The 18,277-nt window shown below is 44.1% G+C and carries 16 protein-coding genes and 2 pseudogenes; 15 read left to right on the top strand and 3 right to left on the bottom strand.

Going from position 1 to position 18,277, the window contains the following annotated elements; all coding sequences use genetic code 11:
* Nucleotides 1–19: 19 nt before the first annotated feature.
* Complete coding sequence (locus tag RS893_RS15685; protein WP_315784875.1) at nucleotides 20–742, bottom strand: 1-acyl-sn-glycerol-3-phosphate acyltransferase; 723 nt, start codon at nucleotides 740–742, stop codon at nucleotides 20–22.
* A 636-nt stretch (nucleotides 743–1,378) separates the two neighbouring features.
* On the opposite strand from RS893_RS15685, the gene metG reads away from it, so the two are divergent.
* The 4 genes and pseudogenes from metG to RS893_RS15665 all read left to right on the top strand — a co-directional run.
* Nucleotides 1,379–2,974 (top strand): methionine--tRNA ligase, encoded by a 1,596-nt coding sequence (gene metG, locus RS893_RS15680; protein ID WP_315784872.1) that lies wholly within the window; start codon nucleotides 1,379–1,381, stop codon nucleotides 2,972–2,974.
* 153 nt (nucleotides 2,975–3,127) lie between these two features.
* Nucleotides 3,128–3,757, top strand: coding sequence for an NYN domain-containing protein (locus RS893_RS15675; protein ID WP_315791995.1), 630 nt, complete (start codon nucleotides 3,128–3,130; stop codon nucleotides 3,755–3,757).
* Nucleotides 3,754–5,040 carry an LPS export ABC transporter periplasmic protein LptC gene (lptC, locus tag RS893_RS15670; protein WP_315784871.1) on the top strand — a complete coding sequence of 429 codons (1,287 nt, stop codon included), beginning with the start codon at nucleotides 3,754–3,756 and terminating at the stop codon, nucleotides 5,038–5,040. Before RS893_RS15675 ends, lptC begins: the two co-directional genes overlap by 4 nt.
* Before the next feature lie 377 nt (nucleotides 5,041–5,417).
* Nucleotides 5,418–5,963, top strand: a pseudogene (locus RS893_RS15665) (dihydrofolate reductase family protein); the annotation flags it as partial.
* A 169-nt stretch (nucleotides 5,964–6,132) separates the two neighbouring features.
* Here the strand turns inward: RS893_RS15665 and ltrA are convergent.
* Nucleotides 6,133–7,467, bottom strand: coding sequence for a group II intron reverse transcriptase/maturase (ltrA, locus tag RS893_RS15660; protein ID WP_315784868.1), 1,335 nt, complete (start codon nucleotides 7,465–7,467; stop codon nucleotides 6,133–6,135).
* A gap of 609 nt (nucleotides 7,468–8,076) precedes the next feature.
* Here ltrA and arr point away from each other — a divergent pair.
* From arr to RS893_RS15635, 5 genes and pseudogenes are all read left to right on the top strand, one after another.
* Nucleotides 8,077–8,814: pseudogene (gene arr, locus RS893_RS30520) on the top strand (NAD(+)--rifampin ADP-ribosyltransferase).
* A gap of 347 nt (nucleotides 8,815–9,161) precedes the next feature.
* The gene (locus tag RS893_RS15645; RefSeq protein WP_315784865.1) at nucleotides 9,162–9,422 is read left to right on the top strand and encodes an SDR family NAD(P)-dependent oxidoreductase; all 261 of its coding nucleotides are present in this window, start codon (nucleotides 9,162–9,164) and stop codon (nucleotides 9,420–9,422) included.
* A 41-nt stretch (nucleotides 9,423–9,463) separates the two neighbouring features.
* Nucleotides 9,464–9,559: a hypothetical protein gene (locus RS893_RS30315; RefSeq protein ID WP_396336462.1), complete on the top strand. Its 96-nt coding sequence runs from the start codon at nucleotides 9,464–9,466 to the stop codon at nucleotides 9,557–9,559.
* 94 nt (nucleotides 9,560–9,653) lie between these two features.
* Nucleotides 9,654–9,929, top strand: coding sequence for a hypothetical protein (locus RS893_RS15640; protein ID WP_315784863.1), 276 nt, complete (start codon nucleotides 9,654–9,656; stop codon nucleotides 9,927–9,929).
* On the top strand, nucleotides 9,926–10,303 hold the full coding sequence (locus RS893_RS15635; protein ID WP_315784860.1) for a clan AA aspartic protease: 378 nt from the start codon (nucleotides 9,926–9,928) through the stop codon (nucleotides 10,301–10,303). The genes RS893_RS15640 and RS893_RS15635 overlap by 4 nt, the downstream gene beginning before the upstream one ends.
* A gap of 7 nt (nucleotides 10,304–10,310) precedes the next feature.
* On the opposite strand, the gene RS893_RS15630 is transcribed toward RS893_RS15635, so the two are convergent.
* Nucleotides 10,311–11,633: a D-alanyl-D-alanine carboxypeptidase gene (locus RS893_RS15630; protein WP_315784856.1), complete on the bottom strand. Its 1,323-nt coding sequence runs from the start codon at nucleotides 11,631–11,633 to the stop codon at nucleotides 10,311–10,313.
* A 497-nt stretch (nucleotides 11,634–12,130) separates the two neighbouring features.
* Between RS893_RS15630 and plsX the strand changes: the two genes are divergently transcribed.
* From plsX to RS893_RS15600, 6 genes are all read left to right on the top strand, one after another.
* Complete coding sequence (gene plsX / locus RS893_RS15625; protein WP_315784854.1) at nucleotides 12,131–13,174, top strand: phosphate acyltransferase PlsX; 1,044 nt, start codon at nucleotides 12,131–12,133, stop codon at nucleotides 13,172–13,174.
* Nucleotides 13,175–13,295: 121 nt separating this feature from the next.
* A complete protein-coding gene (locus RS893_RS15620; protein WP_315784851.1) occupies nucleotides 13,296–14,288 on the top strand; it encodes a beta-ketoacyl-ACP synthase III in 993 nt (330 codons plus the stop codon).
* A gap of 171 nt (nucleotides 14,289–14,459) precedes the next feature.
* Nucleotides 14,460–15,338, top strand: a complete 879-nt coding sequence (gene fabD, locus RS893_RS15615; protein WP_315784849.1) for an ACP S-malonyltransferase — start codon at nucleotides 14,460–14,462, stop codon at nucleotides 15,336–15,338.
* A gap of 193 nt (nucleotides 15,339–15,531) precedes the next feature.
* Entirely contained in the window at nucleotides 15,532–16,461 is a 930-nt protein-coding gene (locus tag RS893_RS15610; RefSeq protein WP_315784847.1) for a S41 family peptidase, read from the top strand.
* Between the two features lie 475 nt (nucleotides 16,462–16,936).
* Nucleotides 16,937–17,485, top strand: a complete 549-nt coding sequence (locus tag RS893_RS15605; RefSeq protein WP_315784844.1) for a Uma2 family endonuclease — start codon at nucleotides 16,937–16,939, stop codon at nucleotides 17,483–17,485.
* Nucleotides 17,486–17,613: 128 nt separating this feature from the next.
* On the top strand, nucleotides 17,614–18,252 hold the full coding sequence (locus RS893_RS15600; protein ID WP_315784843.1) for a lysophospholipid acyltransferase family protein: 639 nt from the start codon (nucleotides 17,614–17,616) through the stop codon (nucleotides 18,250–18,252).
* Nucleotides 18,253–18,277 lie beyond the last annotated feature (25 nt).

Below are 18,277 nucleotides of genomic sequence, written 5' to 3'. Positions count from 1 at the left end.
TTGAAAATGACAAATGACTCTAATAAGATCCTTCATGCAATAGATTAGCAATTTCGCCCTGACAATGTTCTGTTAGTTCAGCAACAACAGTTTTAGCTTGTTTACCTTGGTATAGTTGTTGGTGTTGGGGCGTAATCCAATAAGGACGGCCAATCAACACCGCAACTCGATTGTATATTACCAAAGGATGCCAACCAGGTTGATCGAAAAGTGGTTCGGAAGGATCAAACAAGTTCAATAGTTTCAAGGGAACGGCTGATGTGTTAATTTCTTCTATAGAGGCGATCGCAACTGGCAGAATTGCCAAATCTTTGACATTGGCTCTTAATGCCAGATGAGCAAATCCTCGTTGAAACTCACCCACACTGTTTGGCTGAGTAAATTTCACCATCGGTTCTGTTCCTTCAGGAAAAACTCCAACCAGTTGTTTCGACTTCAACAAAATTTGTGCTTGCTTAAAAAAGCTTTGTTGACGTTGCTGATTTGCCTCTAAGGGAAAGCATCCCAACCCTGCTACTATTTCTCGCATAATGGGTACTTGTCCCATGTAATGATGACAAGCAAATCTAATTGGACTCGAAAGTGCTGCCATCAAGATTGGTGCATCCATAAAGCTACGGTGATTGCTAACTACCAACACACTGGCATCTTGGGGAATGCGATCCTCATAGTAGCGAAACATTTTGGTTGAAAGTGCTGCCAACAACCAGTGAGAAATATTCAGGGGGCTGTTTACACTCATAACTCTTTAATAAAAATATCTCACAAACATAGGTGTTTATCTGCACTTAATCGTTACATTTCTTCACTATGCCTGGGACTGCCTTAAGGTAGAAATGTTTCACTTATAAAATTAGGAAAATTGTTTACACAAAAGTGGCTAATTATAATACTGCCAACAAAAAATTTGTGAAAACTCTTTTTATTGCAGTTTTACACCTCAGATTTAAGATAGCCGCGATCAACAAAGTTCATCACAAGGATAAAAATAGTTCTGCGCCTTCGCTGATCTCAAAGTTTCTTTTCTATAGAAGTCATCTATGAGAAAATTCTCATGAACATCATACGAAAATCTTTTTCTCCAACCCTTAGTCCCTAGTCTCTGGAATCTAGCGGCTATTTTCAAGACAACATATATGTTTCTCTTGTCAAAAGCAATTAAACCTAGAAGTTTCAGAGAAATCAGTCGCTGCAAATTTATTTCTTTTTGATAAAAATTAACTGAATTTATACCTATAAAAAACTAATTCTAAACTAAAGAAATTTGTTAAGATTCTAGTAGAAGTTGAAAATGTGAGGTTTATGTTATATAATGACGTGGTTTTACGTCTATAAGTAAGATAGAAAATAGTTTTAACAACTTATATTTTTATTGTGCATGAATCTAGTGGATCAAACAGAAAAAACATTTGCACTTACAACACCGCTATATTACGTCAACGACTTGCCTCACATTGGCAGCGCATATACAACCATCGCAGCTGATGTGGTAGCACGTTTCCAGAGACTTTTAGGGCGTCCAGTACTACTGGTAACTGGTACAGATGAGCATGGGTTAAAAATTCAGCGGACAGCCGAAAGTAAAGCTATATCCCCACAAAAGTTCTGCGATGAAATGTCTAGTGGGTTTGTTTCTCTGTGGCAAGTACTAAATATTAAATATGATCGCTTTATCCGGACTAGCGATCCTCGCCACGAAGCAATAGTCAAAGAATTCTTTCAGCGAGTATGGGAAAAGGGTGACATCTACCAGGGACAGCAAAAAGGTTGGTATTGTGTCTCTTGCGAAGAGTTCAAAGAAGAACGAGAACTGCTAGAGGGACACCGTTGTCCAATCCATACAAATAAAGAAACAGAGTGGCGAGACGAACAGAACTACTTTTTTCGCCTATCTAAATACCAAACCCAACTTGAAGCACTCTACCAATCTCGACCAGATTTTATTCAACCAGAAAGCCGCCGCAATGAAGTTCTCAACTTTGTTAAGCAGGGGTTACAGGACTTTTCAATTTCACGGGTGAATCTAGACTTAGGTTTTAGAGTTCCAAGCGATCCAAAGCACACTCTTTATGTTTGGTTTGATGCACTATTGGGTTATATAACAGCATTGTTGGAACCAGATGCCCAAGCAACTTTAGAAAATGCCTTAGCAAAATGGTGGCCGATAAATTTGCATTTAATTGGTAAGGATATCCTACGCTTTCATGCAGTTTACTGGCCAGCAATGCTAATGTCAGCTGATTTGCCTCTACCAGGAAGGGTTTTCGGACACGGCTTTTTAACCAAAGATGGTCTGAAAATGGGCAAATCTCTTGGTAATACTCTTGATCCCGTAGCGCTAACTACAACCTACAGTGCAGACGCGGTTCGTTATTACTTCCTTAAGGAAATCGAATTTGGTAGAGATGGCGATTTTAATGAAAGTAGATTCATTGATGTTCTAAATGCAGATTTGGCAAATGACTTAGGAAATTTGCTCAATCGTACTTTAGGGATGGTGAAAAAATATTGTGCTGGTAATGTGCCACCAATTACAAGTGAAGATATACCTAATGATAGTCCTTTGAAATCAATAGGTTTACGTCTAGGGGAACAGGTAAAAAATGCCTATGAAGCGTTAGCGTTCGATCAAGCTTGTGAGGTTATCTTGAAGCTGGTACGAGCCAGCAACAAGTATATTGATGAACAAGCTCCTTGGTCTTTATATAAACAAGGACAGCAACAGGCTACAGAAAAAGTATTGTATGCTGTCTTGGAATCAGTGAGATTGGCTGCTTACCTCCTATCTCCAGTGATTCCAAACATCAGCAACAATATTTACCAGCAACTAGGCTTTGAAATCGATTTTAATAACCAAGCACAAACTGCCATTACTGCTCCTTTTGCTATTCATGGCACATGGGGAGTATTATCCGACAAACAAATATTGGGCGAACCCTCTCCCGTGTTTAAACGCATAGAACCACCTAAATAACATTAGTTAGTTCTTTCAATTTCTGATTTTGTTTACTTACTCGGGGCTGATTCGATTGGCCCTGAAAGCTTATCATAAGTTCTTCAAACTCTTAGTAAATCTCAAAAAATTAAGTATCAATTATTTTTTGATAAAAAATGAGGTATGACAACAATGTTGAATAATCTGGAAAACGACTCGATCTTCACGCCAGAGCAAGTTTTAGAAAATCGAGGTCGTGTTGCCATATTTATTGATGGCTCAAATTTATTTTATGCCGCATTACAATTGGGTATTGAAATTGATTACACCAAGTTATTATGTAGACTAACAGGTGGCTCTAGGTTACTACGCGCTTTTTTTTATACTGGTGTAGATAGAACCAACGAGAAGCAACAAGGCTTTTTACTGTGGATGCGTCGTAACGGTTATCGGGTCATAGCTAAGGATTTAGTGCAACTACCAGATGGTTCTAAAAAAGCTAATTTAGATGTAGAAATTGCGGTAGATATGATGGCTTTAGTAGATTCCTATGATACAGCAGTTTTAGTCAGTGGTGATGGGGATCTAGCATATGCAGTCAATTCAGTTAGTTACCGTGGTGTGCGGGTAGAAGTAGTTAGCTTGCGTTCGATGACCAGCGATAGTTTAATCAACGTGAGCGATCGCTACATAGATCTAGAAGCCATCAAAGAAGATATCCAAAAAACTCCACGTCAAAGTTATCCATATAGACCCCTGACTGGTATGGATTTTTTAGACCAACCCAGAGAAACTGAGGGGCAATTGGAAGTTCAAGAATGAAGCAGCAACACAAAGGACAAGGGGGACATGGGGAACACGCGGGACAAGGAAGTAGTCTTTCCTCCTTGTCTTCCTTGTCCTCCTTGTCTCCCCCCTCTCCCTTGTCTCCCCTCTCCCTTGTCTCGCTTGTGTCCGTCCGTCCTAGAATCTTATTTTTAACTTTCTCGCTTGTAATAGGACTAGCTGCTTGTGGCGGTCAAAATCGCATATCGGATAAATCACCTGTTGAGAACAGATCTCCTCAAGATGCAGATAGTAAATTAACTTTCTTTGATGTCACCTTAGAACAAGCAGATGAAGTCGGGCGACCAATTTGGAAAGTCATTGCTAAACAAGCAAAATACACTAAAGAAAAACAGATTGGTCAGCTTGAAACTCCATATGGAGAGTTATACCAAGATGGCAAAATTGTTTATCAAGTACAAGCAGAAAAAGCAGATATCGAACAGAATGGTAAGCAATTATTTTTAAAAGGAAAAATAGTAGCTACCGATCCCAGTAATGGAATTGTGTTACGCGGTAATGAATTGGAATGGCGCCCTCAAGAAGATTTATTAATTGTCCGCAACCAAATTAATGGAACTCATAAACAACTACAAGCAGTAGCAAAAGAAGCACGAGTCAAAACCCGAACTCAACGCATAGATTTTTCTGGGGGAGTAGTTGCTAACTCTCAAGAACCACCATTGCAAATGCGGACAGAACACTTAATTTGGCAGATCAAAGATGAAAAACTGATCGCTGATCGCCCAGTACAAATTGACCGTTATAAAAATAAGCAAATTACTGATCGTGGTAAAGGAGATGCAGCCGAAGTTAACCTCAAAACTAAAATTGCTACTGTCACAAAGAATGCTCAAATAGAATTGCTGGAACCACCAATGCAAATTGCCAGCAACTCCATGACCTGGAACTTGAATACAGAAATCGTCACCACAAATGCTCCTGTACGGGTATTTCATCGGGCTGAAAATGTCACAGTTACTGCTAATCAAGGTGAATTTAAAATTCCTCAAAAAACAGTTTATTTAACAGGGAACGTCAACGGTGTAGGACAAAAACGCCAGTCCCTCAAATCTAATACAGCAACTTGGTATCTTGATCATAAATTAATGGAAGCTCAAGGTAATGTGGTTTATAAACAAGTTGACCCACCGATGACATTTACTGGTGAAAAAGCCGTCGGTAATATTCAAACAGAAAACATAGTTGTTAGTGGTGGTGATTCTCAAAATAGAGTGGTGACAGAGATTATTCCCCAGGAAAAGTTCAAAAATCAATAAATCAATAGTTAACTAAAAAAAGGTAGGCGATCGCCACCCTTCAATTGCCAACCTAAGACAAAATATTTACTCTTGGGTTGTCGTATTGAGTATGGGATGTTAAGTAGAAACATTCGGCTTTTTATACCCTCATGGGCAGATATATAGAAGATTTCGGCTTTTTTCCCCTTATGGGGAGATATACAGAAAGTTTCGGCTTTTTATCTCCTTATAGTAAGATATACGGAATTTTCCGTATAATAAGTAGTTGGGCGGCATGCGGCGTAACTGAATCAGGCATTGAAAGATTGAAGAAGGAAAAAAGACCTACGGTTTTGAGCCACTCTAGAAGGTTGCTGTTCGTCTAGTTCAGGGTTGCACAGCCTGAACTTGTTTGTGAACTAATTGTCAGTCTTGACGGCTTTGCCCAAGGTCAGCGTTCACCTGGTTATTTTGGCTATTTTGGTCCTGATTTTGCTGACTGGATCAAGACCAACACAGCCGTTCCGCATCGGATGCTCATCGGACGCCGAACCTATGAGATGCTAAATGGACTGCCCGATGAGGCGCGGGACGAAGGATGGAAAACGATGACGACAACACCTGGCTGGCTGTTCTCGCGGACGCTGAAGGCGGCAAACTGGTCGGGCTTAAGCATCGTTCGCGATGACTTGGTGGGCTTTGTGCGTGAACTGAAGCATACTGACGGTTGTGAGTTGCGGACTCTGGGTAGCCTGTCGCTGCTCCGGCAACTACTCGCGGCTGACCTAGTGGATCGTCTCAAACTCGTTGTTTGTCCCTTGATTCTCCCGCAAACAGGTGTCGAACCGATCTTTGCAGGGCTGCCAGACATGGGCTTCGACCTGCTCTCAACCAGGGTTCTGGATGGGCGCGTCCTGCTTCTGGAATATCGACCGACAGGAGTGCCACCATACAGCGATTAGTCGCAAATCGCCGTGTCTAGACTGTTTGTGGTCGAAAGAGGTTCATAAAGGCATATGCAACGTGCTGCCCAATCGGGTCGAGGAGAGCATTTAACTCCCCCCTCCCACACCACCCATCGTGCGGGTCCGCAATGGGCGGTTCATGAAGACGCGCAAACAACACTGATAGTTAAGCGTATCCTTGAACTTTCATCCAAAGATTCCGAATTGATAACAATCCCTGTTGTTCCAACCATTCATTGGTCATTCCCGTTTGCGTCGCTAACGTTTTCGACAACCGCCAATAACCTTTGCGGCTAATGCCGGTCAAAATTGCATGACGCTTACTTGTCCCCAGTTTGAGCAAGTTAGCAATGCGGGTTCTCGGTCTGCGCCACTGCTTCCAATAGCACATGCGAATCCTTCGCCTTAACCAACCATCTAGCTCTTCAATCGGGGTGTAGTGCTGGGAAATGCCAAAGTAGTTCATCCACCCGCGCAAGTATCGGTTCAATCGCTCGAATCGCTCTGCCATAGAAACGCCCCAACTGCGTGACGTTAAGCCGCGCAATCGATGTTTGAACGCTTGCATGGCAATGTCAGAGGCGAAGATGCGAATCCCTCGGAACGTAAATCCCAGGTAATTCAGATCCTCGATCTTGACCACTCGGCTCTTTTCCCGATTAACCTTCAACTTGAGGACTTGTGTGAGGTAACGGCTGATTTTCACCATCACCCGTTTCCCTGCCCGTCTACTTTTGACCAGAATGACTAGGTCATCTACATAGCGAACAAAGCGATGCCCTCTTGCTTCGAGTTCCTTGTCCAAGTCGTCCAATAAGACATTGGAAAACAAAGGTGAAAGTGGAGAGCCTTGCGGCGTCCCCCATTCGGTCGGTTCAACGGTGCTTCCGACCAAAACTCCGGCTCGCAGGTAACGACCGATTAACCGCAATAGCACTTTATCAGCTACTTTACGGGCGATCCGGGACATCAAGACATCGTGGTTGACAGTATCAAAGAATTTTTCCAGATCCAGATCCACCGCGATGCGGTATCCCGATTTGAGGATCGTTTTCACCTGTCGGATTGCTCCGTGAGCCGAACGATTCGGGCGGCACCCATAGCTTGAGTCAGAAAACTCTGGCTCAAAGATGGGCGATAGTACTTGGAGGATGGCTTGCTGGATTACCCGGTCTACGACACAAGGGACACCTAGCTTTCTTTCTCCCTTGCCCTGGGGCTTGGGAATGACCACCCGCCTGACAGGGCGAGGTTGGTAACTGCCATCGAGTAGGGATTGGCGAATCTCACTCCAATGTTCTCTGGCATAAGCTGGAAAATCCTCTAGGCTCATCCCGTCACTGCCGGGGGCACCCTGGTTGGACTTCACCCTTGCCCATGCCCGCTTGACATTGTCGCGCTCTAAGATTCGCGCCATCAGGTTATCTAAGGCTGGTTCTCTGTCATCACGCCAAACCCGATCTCCCCCGTCCGGGTTCATCAATGGGCTTGAGTTGTTCATCACTCCTCCTTAGTTCGTTCATGTTCAGCCCTTCATCCCAGTGGGACTACTATGGCTTCTGCTGACTTCTGGCGGGCTTAACATCGGGGTTTCCCCCAAATGTGCTGTTCTTGCTGCCTTAGGGTTCTGTGGCTCCCTAGCCGTTTCCAGCTAGACCTCAATCAGACTCCCATCGCAGTGAGAACCGCAACCCGACAGACCTCCCCGGATAAGAGTGTGAACTGTCTCTGCACAACCGCGTCATTTACTGTGTTCCCTGAACCAGAGGGCTTCGTTGTGTTGTGCCAACTCGCCCCAGGACTGTCTCAGCCTTCTATGACGTTTCTGTTCGTCGGCTTGCAGATTTGCCGCTGGCTTCCTTCAGACCCTTCCTCACAGAAGTGCCCTTGCCTTAAGCTAGGAGTTGTCGTCACTCGGCTCCAAGACTTTCGAGCATTTGGACGCTGGTTCTCCTCCAGGGGACTTTCACCCCATTAGTTCACGCCCATGCCGGGCGTACACAATTCAAATGCAGCGGACGGTTGAAAGTTTCTGGTGCTGAGGTCAAGGTTATCTGCCGCCGCTCACTTTCGCCGTTAGGCACTCATCGCAGATCAGGAGAATGTAATCATGAGTAAAGGCATTCTTGGTGCCACCGACGACCTGAGTAAAACGCGGTTCTACCACGGCACGCGGGCTGATCTGATGCCAGGAGACCTGATCGAACCCAGCAATTCTCCGAACGTTGGTGAGCGGCACAGGAAGACAACCTATGTCTACCTGACTCCCAATTTGGATGAAGCCATTTGAGAGGCAGGAATCGCGGTCGGCGAAGGTTCCAGCAGAGTCTACATAGTAGAGCCGATCGGCCAGATTGAAGATGCCTCAGACCTGACGAACCAGAAGTCTCCAGGTCATCCGTCGATGTCATGTTGTTCCCGCGAGCCGTTGCGGGTCACGGGCGAGGTCACGGAGTGGCCTCTTTACCATGGCACTCGGGCTGACCTAAAACCAGGCGACCTGATTATGCCGGGCCATACCTCTAATTTTGGCAAGAAGGGTAGGACAGCAAACTACGTCTATCTGACCCGCACTTTGGATGCAGCCACGTGGGGAGCGGAGCTAGCAATCGGTGATGCTCCCGGTAGAATTTACATTGTGGAACCGACTGGCCCGATTGAAGATGACCCCAACCTGACGAATCAGAAGTTTCGGGGTAATCCGACAAAGTCATTCCGTTCCCGAGCGCCTCTACGGGTTACGGGCGAGATCACGAATTGGCAGGGGCACTCTCCTGAAGCACTCAAAGCCATGAAGGACGGCCTTGAACGGCTTGAGCGACTTGGTGTTGAGCCAATAGACGACTGAACCAGGAACTTCATAAAAGGTTGCAGGATCAAAGCAATAAAGTAGAATGAGAAATAGGGTAGCTCAGTAGTATAGCGGTCGGCTCTAGACCGACTGGACGCAAGTTCGAGCCCTGCCCCTTCAATTTTTAGATATTAGTGCCAACGCAGCATAACAATCCGCTTGCACACCGACCGTACAGAGTTCCTTCGTTGAGTCCGAGAAGTTACTAGCAGCGGTTGACTTAATTTTAGGCAACGTAAAGATGCTTCCATAACAGCCAATGCAAGAAGTCGGCTTCGGTTATACAAATACTGCTCACCTGCTGTGCAACAGGAGAGAGCAAACTAACCAAGAAAAGGCAAACTATGATTGATGCCAACGAGGTTCTCAAGGCACTTGCTGGATCTGGTGCTTTTGTTCTTGTACATGGCCGGAACAGTGAAAGGCTAAATCGTGCAGTTGCAATAATTAACTCGATGAGGAAATCCGCCTTACCATTGCAGTTTGATGTTTCAGATGAAATAACAGTTCAAAACGCGTTTAGCGAAATCCGAGAAAAACACGGGCGATTAGATATCCTCGTCAATAATGTTGGTATGCGCGATCGCCGTAAGCTGCTTGGCTAGAAAAACGAACTTCTCTTGGTCGATGGGGAGAACCGAAAGAAATTGCTGGTGCTGTCGTTTTCTTTGCTTCGACTGCTGCCTCCTACGTCACTGGTCAAGTTTTGGCGGTTGAGGGTGGCTATCTCGCTCATTTTTGATTCTTATATCAATTCTGCATTCAGTAGCCCAACACTGTATTAGCAAGTTGCTAAACTTTAGGTTGATAAACCCAAGTAAATAAAATAGAAAACAATGGTAATTCGGCAACCACGCTATAGCAAAGAAGAATTTGCTCAACGAGGGGATGAAATTTATGAGCGTGAGGTGCGTCGCCTCGTTGAGCCAGATCACATAGGTCAAATTGTTGCCATTGACATTGAAACCGGTGCATGGGAGATTGATGCCGATGAAATTGCCGCTTGCGCTCGTTTGGAAGCTCGTAACCCAAACGCGCAAATTTGGATCGTACGTGTTGGTTCTCGGTACGTACGTCGATTTGGAGCGGATCATACTCAGAGAACAGCATGATTAGTGGGTATGTTAACGCTGATTATGAACCCATCATCCGTATCAAGATTCTTGATTCCAACGGACAGATATATGAACAGAACGCAATTGTAGATACAGGTTTTAATGGCTGGCTCTCCCTACCACCGGACTTGATTACGACACTCGGGTTAACTTGGAAACGTCGCGGACGAGCAATCCTAGCAGATGGTAGCGGCACCATTTTTGATGTCTATGAAGCTGTTATTGTCTGGGATGGTCAATTGCTGAGGATTCCAATCGATGAAGCCGATTCAGATCCTCTGGTTGGCATGTTGTTGATGGAAGGGTATGAGTTAACTATACAAGCAGTGGCAGGTGGTACTGTAGTATTGAAGCAGCTACCGACAATCTGACAACTAACTAACTTCTAAACAAAACCTCATTACGATTAGTTGCGCCTAGTTGCGGTACATAATTAATACCAAAGTGAGGAGTAAGAACACTAGGAACGCCCTGAGCTATTTGGAGTTGCTTGAGCAGATTTTGCAGAAACTTATCTTGTTCAGCACGGAATGTGGATACATAGGGGCCACGGTTAATGATCGCGAACCAAACCAAACCGCGATCGCGTGTAGGCATTACACCTGCTAAAGCACTTACATCGTTGAGAGTACCAGTTTTAATCACAGTAGCAACAGGGATGTGTCGAGCGTGCAGTGTCCCCCGGTGATCAAAGCCAGAGGTGGGGAATAAGTCTGCTAAATTTAAGCCATGTGCCATTGCTTCCTGTTGCAGTGCCATTAACATCGCACAAGCAGCACGAGGAGAAATCCGATTTTCAACTCCTAGTCCGGAGCCATTGATTAGCTGAATTTCGGACGCAGGAACTCTTGCTAATTGGGCGGCTGTTGACTGCACAACAAGATGACCTCCCACCAAATCTGCCAACATCTGGGCCATATCATTGTTGCTGAAAACGTTCATCTCTTTAATGATTTGCCGCAAAGGTAAGGAACGATGACGCACCAGCAAAGTTTGTTGTGGATTTAGTTGTGCTTCCACCTTCACAGTACCTGCAATTACGACTTGAGGCTTGGGTGTACCTTTAGGCATCAGCGAGTAATTAAAAATTACTCCACGTGGCCAGGTGGTATAGTTCAGTGCTTGCTTGAGTAACTGGCCTGCTAACAGTGGATCTCGTTGGAAATTCATAGCGAAATAACCAGTAATCACTAAATTACCTTGGACTCGCTTGATCCCCATCTTGTTGAGGGTATTACCAAGAGTGATCGCTTCTTCCCAAACAAACAAAGGATCACCACTACCAATAATGACTAAATCACCTTTTAACACTCCGTTTTGTATTGGCCCAGTAGCGCTAACTAAAGTCTCAAATTGATGGTTTGGCCCCCAAGTTTTGAAAGCAACTAGAGAGGTCGCTATCTTAGTTAATGAGGCCGCAGGCAAAGGAATTGTACCTTGGTGATTTGCCATCAGCATTGGTCCTGACTGTATCCAAATCCCTTGACTTTGGACAGTGTTCGCCGCTACTAATTTTGATGTTGCTAGCTCTTGGAGATACTGTTGCACTGTAGTGACTCCAGCTGGATTTGGATCAGGAGCAACAATTAAGCTAGGGTTACTTTGCCAAGTTAAAATATCCATCGGTTCCAAAGGCTTGATTTGTACTCCAGCCATCTCCAGCCACATTGAAACTAAACCTGAACCAATTAATTCCAGCATTATTCACTCCTCGTATTTATGCAAATATGCTACTGCAAGCAAAAGGCTGTAAAGGATATATTTTAGGCTTTTTAGCTCTTTTTGACTGCGTAGTTATTTTTGCCAAGCTGCACTCATTATTAATTGTTGTAAGATTTTATCTCACCAACAACAAACAACTAACAACTAATGTACAGACGCGATGTTCCTCGCGTCTCTACAAAAAACAACAATCAAAAAACAACAACCAACAACTAACCACTGTACGTTGTTTATTCAGTGGGTGTGGGGAGTAATTCGTGCTATGTTGGGCTTGTTAGTTGCTTTGTTGAAAGCAGAAAAGACAAAAAAGAAGGATAAAGTAAATACAAACCATCGGGTTTATCCGTAGGTTTATTTTATGATTTATACTTTTTCCCTTCAGTCTTGAATTGACAGCTGCGAATTGGCAGCCCCAATCTACTACTTTCAGCAGAGGCATCTGGTAAAATTTGTAAGGTTTCTAGAAGCTCTGAGCAATGGGATCGACTTGCGTACGAATCGCAATTGACGCAATGGGAGGGGATCACGCACCCGGTGAAATCGTCGCTGGCGCACTGCGAGCTAGGGATGAGTTGGGCGTGGAAGTGTTGTTGGTGGGTGATCCCCAACAAGTTGAAGCAGTGCTGCCACCAAAGACTAATTTGGGGCAGGTGCAGATCGTTCCGGCTGAGGACGCGATCGCGATGGATGAGGAGCCTTTAAGCGGTATCAGACGCAAACCCAAGGCTTCGATCAACGTGGCGATGGATTTAGTCAAGCAGGGGCAGGCAGATGCAGTGATTTCTGCCGGTCACTCAGGCGCAGCAATGGCAGCAGCATTGCTCCGCTTAGGACGACTGCCGGGAATTGATCGTCCAGCAATTGGTGCGGTATTTCCCACAATGATAGCTAGCAAACAAGTACTGATACTTGATGTCGGCGCTAATGTAGACTGCCGTCCAAAATTTTTAGAGCAGTTTGCCGTTATGGGGTCGGTTTATAGTCAGTATGTCTTGGGTGTTCCGGAACCGAAAGTCGGTTTATTGAACATTGGTGAGGAAGACTGCAAAGGCAATGATGCAGCTGTGCGCGCCCATCAACTGCTGCGGGAAAATTCTCAGATAGCCTTTGTTGGCAATGCTGAAGGACGCGATGTCCTCTCTGGTCAATTTGATGTGATTGTCTGTGACGGCTTCGTAGGCAATGTCTTGCTGAAATTTGCCGAAGCAATTGGAGAAGTGATGCTGCAAATCGTTAGGGAAGAATTACCCCAAGGATTGCATGGTCAATTCGGTACAGCAATTTTAAAACCCAACTTAAGGCGGATTAAACAGCGGATGGATCACGCTGAACACGGAGGTGCTTTGCTCTTGGGTGTAGACGGCATTTGCATTATTGGTCATGGCAGTTCTCAAGCACCTTCTATTTATAATGCCATTCGATTAGCAAAAGAAGCAGTGGATAACCAGGTGCTGCAAAGAATTCAATCTAAATATCAGAGTAAATCCTCCGGGCAACTATTGCCCGAAAACAGTCAATAGTCATTCGTCAATAGTCATTCGTCAATAGTCAGTAGTTGATTAACTTAAACTATGGACTATTGACTCTGAACTTTGGACTTTTGACACATGACACAATGCCAATAGCTTGGGAGAACCCGGAGTGCAAACATTAGGAATCGCAATTACAGGAAGTGGCTCAGCAGTACCAGCTACTTTTCTGGATAACCAAGGGCTAACGGAACTGGTTGAAACATCAGATGAATGGATTACCACAAGAACAGGAATTCGTCAACGGCGTTTGGCAAATGTAGGTGAATCTTTAACAGATCTTGCCACTGCCGCTGGTGAGGCGGCGATCGCTATGGCTGGCATTACACCGCAACAGTTAGATTTGATTTTGCTGGCAACCTCTACGCCCGATGACTTGTTTGGCAGTGCCTGTCAAATTCAAGCCAAACTAGGAGCAGCAAGAGCTGTAGCATTTGATATGACAGCAGCCTGTTCAGGTTTTGTATTTGGATTGGTAACAGCAGCCCAATTTATTAGAACTGGTGTATATCAAAATGTCTTACTGATTGGAGCAGATATTCTCTCTCGTTGGGTAGACTGGCAAGATCGACGCACCTGTGTACTATTTGGTGATGGTGCTGGGGCAGTAGTATTGCAGGCAAATGATAGTGATCGCTTACTGGGATTTGAACTGAGAAGTGACGGCACTCAAAACGATTGCCTTAACCTTCCCTTCACACCTGACGCCACAGAATTACTCCCAGGTGTTGTTGTTGGTAGAGGTAACTTCCAGCCGATCACCATGAATGGCAAAGAAGTTTACCGCTTCGCTGTCCAACAAGTGCCAGAAGTTATCGATAAAGCTTTGTTTCGCGCCAACCTCAGCGTCGAGGAAATAAACTGGCTCCTATTGCATCAAGCTAATCAGCGTATTATAGACGCTGTTGCCCAGCGCTTGAACATCCCAGAACAAAAAGTTATTAGTAATCTGGCTTACTATGGCAACACCTCCGCCGCCTCTATCCCTCTAGCTTTGGATGAAGCAGTACGACAGGACAAAATTAAGCCTAACGACATTATTGCCGCCTCAGGTTTTGGCGCTGGCTTAACATGGGGGGCTGCTATTTTTCAATGGGGAAGATAATCATTTGTCATTCGTCATTTGTCATTTGTGTTAGTTGCTCGTTATTTGTTGTTGGTTATTTGTTCTAAGCAATTACCATTAACTAACAGTAAGAACAAAATTTAGCTAATCACTAATGACTCATGACTCATGACTCATGACCAATGACCAATGACTAATGACTAATAACTAATGACTAAAACTGCATGGGTATTTCCCGGACAAGGTTCCCAATCATTGGGAATGGGAATGGATTTAATAAACATACCTTTAGTAAAAGATAAATTTGCTCAAGCCGAAGAAATTTTAGGCTGGTCTGTAATTGAAATTTGTCAAAATGATGCCGACAAACTATCGCATACTATCTACACTCAGCCTTGCTTATATGTAGTAGAAAGCATTCTGGCTGATCTCCTACAGGAAAAACAACAACCAGATTTAGTTGCTGGTCACAGTTTAGGGGAATACATTGCTCTTTACGTTGCTGGCGTGTTTGAATGGTCTGCGGGCTTACGCTTAGTCAAACGCCGTGCCGAACTGATGGACAGCGCTGTTGGTGGGATGATGGCGGCTTTGATGAATTTTGACTGCGAACAACTAGAAAAAGTGATTGCCGAAACCCCTGATGTAGTTGTCGCAAATGATAATAGTCCTGGTCAAGTTGTCATTTCTGGCACACCTACAGCCGTGCAAGCAGTCATATCTCAAGTTAAGGCAAAACGGGCAGTTCCTTTAAAAGTCTCTGGTGCATTTCATTCACCTTTAATGGCAGAAGCTTCAACTCAGTTTCAAGAAATATTAGCCTCAGTAGAATTTCATAAAGCTAAAGTACCAGTTTTATCTAATATTGAACCAACCCCAGCGACAGAAGCAGAAATCTTAAAGCAACGCCTCATCCAACAAATGACAGGGGGAGTACGCTGGCGAGAAATTGCACTGGCATTACCAGAACATGGGATTGAGCGAGTAGTGGAAATAGGACCTGGTAACGTATTAACTGGCTTGATTAAACGCACTTGCTCAAATTTAGTTTTAGAAAATATCCGTAATTTAGCTGAGTTACCTACTTAGCTTTTACGATTTGGAGAATTAGAGAGCGATCACGCTAACCCTTGCTTACCCCAAAAAGAACTATAGTTATGGTTCAGGGGTAAAGCGATCGCACAATTGCAATGATAGATTTTTTACTAGCCAAGTCGGCTCCGCACTCCTCGACCAGCTCGGTTAAGAACGTGAGATAAATCATCGTCGTGCGAACATCCTTATGTCACCCGAAGCATTAAAGTATCTCAATGAGGTACTCGGTATCATACAAGCGCATTCAATCAACAGAGAAAGTGTTAACTGGGAGTTGTTGCAAACCAACGCGCTACACGAGGCTAAAGCTGCACAGGCAACTTCAGACACGTATGATGCTATTCGCCATCTGCTAAGCCAAATCGGCAACAAGCATAGTTTTTTCCTCACCCCTACCCAAGCAAAAGAGCTTGAGAATGAGACAGTTAGTCACAACCGAGAACCTGAAGGTAAGTTGCTTGAAAAGAAGATTGGATTTATTCTCCTACCGGAATTTGGATGCATCAATCAACAGCAAAGTAATCAATACGCTTCATTGCTCCAAGACATCATTCGCAGGATTGATGCTGAAGAACCATGTGGCTGGATTGTAGACCTTCGGTTGAATCATGGCGGAAATATGTGGCCCATGCTAGCAGGCATTGGTCCAGTTCTGGGTGAGGGGCAGGTTGGTGCTTTCGTTACTCCAGAGGGTCAGAAAAACTACTGGATCTACAAGAACGGTCAAGCAAAGATGGACAATAAAGTATACGCTCAAGTAGAAGGTTTTCCTTACATCTTGAGTAATCCTAATGTACCTGTAGCTGTCCTAACCAGCCAATTAACAGTGAGTTCTGGTGAAGCAATAGCCATTGCATTTCGTGGCCGTCGTAACACTCGTAGCTTTGGAGAAAATACTGGAGGATTGTCAACAGCCAATGAGGACTTTCTGCTTAACGATGGAGCCATGCTATTTCTGACAATCTCAACCTATGCTGACCGCTTTGGTCAACTTTATGGTGATATCGTGGTGCCTGATCAACTGGTTACAAATCAATCAGATTCTGAGCAAGATGATGTATTGTATGCCGCTGTAGATTGGTTATTGAAGCAAGTAGCTCACTCTCGTTCGGAGTAATGTCAACGAGTGACCTAACAAGGACGCTGAACCGGACGGACGAAAGATCCTGATGAAGATGCAAAGGTTACCTACCGCCAGTTAGCTGGGTCGTTATCCAGTAACTAACTTTAACGATCAACAGTAGTGGCGATCGCTTATCTTCAAATTCTGTCTGAATTATTTAACGATACTTACTCAGTTAGTTTAGGTAAAAGCGATCGCACAACTGTAATATATAGATGTTTTACTGTCCAAGAGTTTTATATAGATTAGAGGATGTCTGAAAACTTTTTGGTGTTGTATTTAAGACTTGTAGATCCCCCTAAATCCCCCTTAAAAGGGGGACTTTGAGATAATTTCCCCCCTTTTCAAGGGGGGCTAGGGGGGATCAAAAGAAATATTTAATACTTCTCAGACATCTTCTTAGGCACTTCCCAACCAAGAAACTATAAAATTGAGCTAGATTGATCACAAGAATGTACACAATTCTGCTATGAAAACTCTAGCTAAGTGGTCTGTGGACGACTATCATCGCATGATTGAGGCAGGCATTCTGCATGGTCGTCATGTAGAATTGCTAGAGGGTGAAATTGTAGAAATGAGTCCAGAAACTCCAATTCACTACACCACTGCTAGACGAGGTGCAAAATACTTAGAGGAGTTACTATCAGATAGGGCTGACGTTCGCTTCAATGGCCCTGTGACGCTATCTGATTCTGAACCTGAACCTGACATAGCGATTGTGCGTCTTCCAGAGTCTGCCTATAATGATCGTCATCCTGCCCCTAGAGATATCTTCTGGATTATAGAAGTTGCAAAAACAAGCTTGAAGAAAGATTTAGAGGTTAAAGCATCTATCTATGCAAAGGCTGGAATTCAAGAGTACTGGATTTTAAGTCTATCCACTAAAAAAGTTATTGTGTTTCGAGAACCTCAAGACGGCAAGTATTTGAAAGAGCAGACAATCAGTGAAGGGAAAATCATACCATTAGCATTTTCAGATATTGAAGTCTCGATTGAGAAACTTTTCGCGTCAGCATAAGACAATTGCAGTTGTCGCAGCTTCATGCTTGAGTCGAGAAACTAGTAATTTATCCAGTAATTAACTTTAACGATCAAAAGTAGTGGCGATCGCTTATCCTTAATTTTGTCTGATTTCAATTATCTTCTGTGGGCAAAAACCGCGAACCGTTAGCCAGTCTTTTACTCTATCAAGCCTTTAAGTGGTCTGTTGTTAGTCCGATGCTACATGTTTACTTTCGGGGCAAGGTTTATGGTGCAGAAAATGTCCCCTTAAGTGGGCCTTTGGTAGTAGTCAGCAATCATGCTAGTAATTATGACCCACCGATAGTTTCCAACTGTGTACGCCGTCCTGTAGCATACATGGCCAAAGAAGAACTTTTTAAAATTCCAGTTTTAAAACAAGCCATTGAGTTATATGGTGCTTACCCAGTCAGTCGAGGAACAAGCGATCGCACTGCTATTCGTGCGGCCTTAAAATATCTGAATGAAGGTTGGGCTGTCGGTATTTTCTTACATGGTACTCGCACTCCTGATGGACGCATCACAGATCCAAAACGAGGCGCAGCGTTGATCGCTGCCAAAGCCAAAGCACCACTGTTACCAGTTTGTTTGTGGGGTACACAAGCAATAGAAGAAAAAGGTGTGGTGATCCCTCGTGCAGTTCCCATAACAGTGAGAATTGGTGAGTTGATTGCTTCCCCCTGTTCTACAGATAAAGAAGAGTTAGAAACATTAACACAAAAGTGTGCTACAGCAATTAATGCCCTCCATGAACTAGGGCGATAATTTCTTCACTGATAACTGATAACTG

It is taken from the genome of Fischerella sp. JS2 (assembly GCF_032393985.1).
Classification (GTDB): Bacteria; Cyanobacteriota; Cyanobacteriia; order Cyanobacteriales; family Nostocaceae; genus Fischerella.
Note: the sequence above shows the minus strand (reverse complement) of the source record. Positions and strands in the feature narration are given on the sequence as shown.

Bases quoted from the DNA above. Each gene is read 5' to 3' on its own strand.
- RS893_RS15685 (WP_315784875.1), bottom strand. From the start codon at position 742: ATGAGTGTAAACAGCCCCCTGAATATTTCTCACTGGTTGTTGGCAGCA.
- metG (WP_315784872.1), top strand. From the start codon at position 1,379: ATGAATCTAGTGGATCAAACAGAAAAAACATTTGCACTTACAACACCG.
- RS893_RS15675 (WP_315791995.1), top strand. From the start codon at position 3,128: ATGTTGAATAATCTGGAAAACGACTCGATCTTCACGCCAGAGCAAGTT.
- lptC (WP_315784871.1), top strand. From the start codon at position 3,754: ATGAAGCAGCAACACAAAGGACAAGGGGGACATGGGGAACACGCGGGA.
- ltrA (WP_315784868.1), bottom strand. From the start codon at position 7,467: ATGAACAACTCAAGCCCATTGATGAACCCGGACGGGGGAGATCGGGTT.
- RS893_RS15645 (WP_315784865.1), top strand. From the start codon at position 9,162: ATGATTGATGCCAACGAGGTTCTCAAGGCACTTGCTGGATCTGGTGCT.
- RS893_RS15640 (WP_315784863.1), top strand. From the start codon at position 9,654: ATGGTAATTCGGCAACCACGCTATAGCAAAGAAGAATTTGCTCAACGA.
- RS893_RS15635 (WP_315784860.1), top strand. From the start codon at position 9,926: ATGATTAGTGGGTATGTTAACGCTGATTATGAACCCATCATCCGTATC.
- RS893_RS15630 (WP_315784856.1), bottom strand. From the start codon at position 11,633: ATGCTGGAATTAATTGGTTCAGGTTTAGTTTCAATGTGGCTGGAGATG.
- plsX (WP_315784854.1), top strand. From the start codon at position 12,131: ATGGGATCGACTTGCGTACGAATCGCAATTGACGCAATGGGAGGGGAT.
- fabD (WP_315784849.1), top strand. From the start codon at position 14,460: ATGACTAAAACTGCATGGGTATTTCCCGGACAAGGTTCCCAATCATTG.
- RS893_RS15610 (WP_315784847.1), top strand. From the start codon at position 15,532: ATGTCACCCGAAGCATTAAAGTATCTCAATGAGGTACTCGGTATCATA.
- RS893_RS15605 (WP_315784844.1), top strand. From the start codon at position 16,937: ATGAAAACTCTAGCTAAGTGGTCTGTGGACGACTATCATCGCATGATT.